General features: G+C 53.4%; 1 rRNA gene. It reads right to left on the bottom strand.

Annotated features, from left to right (window positions below):
* Positions 1-21: 21 nt before the first annotated feature.
* Positions 22-3,153, bottom strand: a 23S ribosomal RNA gene (locus AC6CHO_RS17185).
* Between the last annotated feature and the right edge of the window lie 471 nt (positions 3,154-3,624).

Here is a 3,624-nt window from a genome sequence, read left to right on the forward strand (position 1 = left end):
AGTTCAATATTGCATTATTGTGTGTTGAAAGTCATCGGCCTATTAGTACAGGTCAGCTACACAAGTCTTCAGTCCTTGCTTCCACATCCTGCCTATCAACCCAGTGGTCTAGCTGGGGGCCTCACACACTCAAGGTGCATGGAAATCTCATCTCGAAGCAGGCTTCCCGCTTAGATGCTTTCAGCGGTTATCCCTTCCCAACGTAGCTAATCAGCGATGCACTTGGCAGTACAACTGACACACCAGAGGTTAGTCCGTCCCGGTCCTCTCGTACTAAGGACAGCCCTTCTCAAATTTCCAACGCGCGCAGCGGATAGGGACCGAACTGTCTCACGACGTTCTAAACCCAGCTCGCGTACCGCTTTAATGGGCGAACAGCCCAACCCTTGGGACCTACTCCAGCCCCAGGATGCGACGAGCCGACATCGAGGTGCCAAACCATGCCGTCGATATGGACTCTTGGGCAAGATCAGCCTGTTATCCCCGAGGTACCTTTTATCCGTTGAGCGACGGCCCTTCCACGAGGTGCCGCCGGATCACTAGTCCCGACTTTCGTCCCTGCTCGAGCTGTCACTCTCACAGTCAAGCTCCCTTGTGCACTTACACTCGACACCTGATTGCCAACCAGGCTGAGGGAACCTTTGGGCGCCTCCGTTACATTTTAGGAGGCAACCGCCCCAGTTAAACTACCCATCAGGCACTGTCCCTGAACCAGATCATGGTCCGAAGTTAGGTGACCGATACAGCCAGAGTGGTATTTCAACGATGACTCCACCTGAACTAGCGTCCAAGCTTCACAGTCTCCCACCTATCCTACACAAGCTGCACCGAACACCAATACCAAACTATAGTAAAGGTCTCGGGGTCTTTCCGTCCTGCTGCGCGTAACGAGCATCTTTACTCGTACTGCAATTTCGCCGAGTTCATGGTTGAGACAGCGGGGAAGTCGTTACTCCATTCGTGCAGGTCGGAACTTACCCGACAAGGAATTTCGCTACCTTAGGATGGTTATAGTTACCACCGCCGTTTACTGGGGCTTAAATTCTCAGCTTCGCCTTACGGCTAACCAGTCCTCTTAACCTTCCAGCACCGGGCAGGAGTCAGTCCGTATACATCGTCTTGCGACTTCGCACGGACCTGTGTTTTTAGTAAACAGTCGCTTCCCCCTGGTCTCTGCGGCCCACACCCGCTCAAGAGAGTAAATCTCCGTCACGAGGCAGGCCCCCCTTCTTCCGAAGTTACGGGGGCATTTTGCCGAGTTCCTTAACCATGATTCTCTCGATCGCCTTAGTATTCTCTACCTGATCACCTGTGTCGGTTTGGGGTACGGGCGGACTGGGACCTCGCGCCGATGCTTTTCTAGGCAGCATAGGATCACCGAATCACCCACCAAAGTGGGCGCCTATCAGGTCTCAGAATCAATGAGCGGCGGATTTGCCAACCACTCTTCCTACACCCTTGGACCAGGTCAATTCCATTGCCTGGCTCGGCTACCTTCCTGCGTCACACCTGTTAATACGCTGACCTCACTGCATCGGTTCCCACCACATCACACAACAAGCAACCCGAAGGCTGCAACAGTCATGATCCATCATGGTTAGCATCCACAGCTCAGTATGGGCGGTCCTTCGCCGGTACGGGAATATCAACCCGTTATCCATCGACTACGCCTGTCGGCCTCGCCTTAGGCCCCGACTAACCCAGGGCAGATTAGCTTAACCCTGGAACCCTTGATCATTCGGCGGACGGGTTTCTCACCCGTCATTCGCTACTCATGCCTGCATTCTCACTCGTATAGCGTCCACCGCTGGTTTCCACCGCGACTTCACCCGCTATACGACGCTCCCCTACCCATCCAAACACCCAATCGAAACCAGGTTAATATTTGAATGACGCAACTTCGGCGGTGTGCTTGAGCCCCGCTACATTATCGGCGCGGAATCACTTGACCAGTGAGCTATTACGCACTCTTTCAAGGGTGGCTGCTTCTAAGCCAACCTCCTGGTTGTCACAGCAACTCCACATCCTTTCCCACTTAGCACACGCTTAGGGGCCTTAGTTGGCGTTCTGGGCTGTTTCCCTCTCGACTATGAAGCTTATCCCCCACAGTCTCACTGCTGCGCTCTCACTTACCGGCATTCGGAGTTTGGCTAAGGTCAGTAACCTTGTAGGGCCCATCGCCTATCCAGTAGCTCTACCTCCAGCAAGAAACACGCAACGCTGCACCTAAATGCATTTCGGGGAGAACCAGCTATCACGAAGTTTGATTGGCCTTTCACCCCTACCCACAGCTCATCCCCTCCATTTTCAACTGAAGTGGGTTCGGTCCTCCACACGCTCTTACACGCGCTTCAACCTGGCCATGGGTAGATCACTTCGCTTCGGGTCTAGACCGTGCCACTCAAACGCCCTATTCAGACTCGCTTTCGCTACGGCTACCCCACACGGGTTAACCTCGCGACACAGCACTAACTCGCAGGCTCATTCTTCAAAAGGCACGCCATCACCCAGGAACAAGTCCCAGGCTCTAACGGATTGTAAGCGCACGGTTTCAGGTACTATTTCACTCCCCTCCCGGGGTACTTTTCACCATTCCCTCACGGTACTGATTCACTATCGGTCATCAAGTAGTATTCAGGCTTACCAGGTGGTCCTGGCAGATTCACACAAGGTTTCACGGGCCCCGTGCTACTCGGGTATCAACACTAGAACGGCAGACACGCATTACACCTACGGGACTATCACCCTCTATGGTCCGGCATTCCAACCGATTCACCTATACGCCTGCACCTCATCCCACCAGCAAGATAGCACTGGTACATGTCAACCCCACAACCCCGATGATGCAACGCCTATCCGCTATCACACACCAACCGGTTTAGCCCCATCCGCGTTCGCTCGCCACTACTAACGGAATCACTATTGTTTTCTCTTCCTGCGGGTACTGAGATGTTTCACTTCCCCGCGTTCCCTCCACACAGCCTATACATTCAGCTGCAGGTCACACCACATAACATGGTGCGGGGTTCCCCCATTCGGAAATCCTGGTATCAACGTCCGGTTATCGACTCCACCAGGCTTATCGCAGATTCCCACGTCCTTCATCGGCTCTTGATGCCAAGGCATCCACCGTGCGCCCTTAAAAACTTCAACACAAAACAAAGTTCTCAGAATTGAGCAATAAAACAATCTAACAAAATCACGCAGACAAGACTCAAACACCCAAGAATCCAAGGAAAAGGACCCCAGAGCTCATCTCATCTGCAAGATGCTCGCGTTCACTATACAGTTCCCAAACAACAACCCCGCACCCCCGCAAACACACCCCACAGCAACAACCCGCAACCCCCACCCCAAAGGATGAAAACCACAAACCATCACCGCCCAGGCACGCCCACGGCAAACACAGGACAAACACCGAAACACCAAGAACCCCTTGCAAACCCCAGCCAACAACCACCACCAACCCCCAACACGCACAACAGCGCATCAAAAGCCAACAGCCAATCATCAACCAGGCAAGGAGGCTTGTTGCCTCAAAACCCAACAGCATGCCAAACCATACAAGCCACACAACACCACCACCACCTTTCCAACACCCCAAAGGATGCGTACTCGACAGCA

The organism is Glutamicibacter sp. GQ173 (assembly GCF_059759215.1).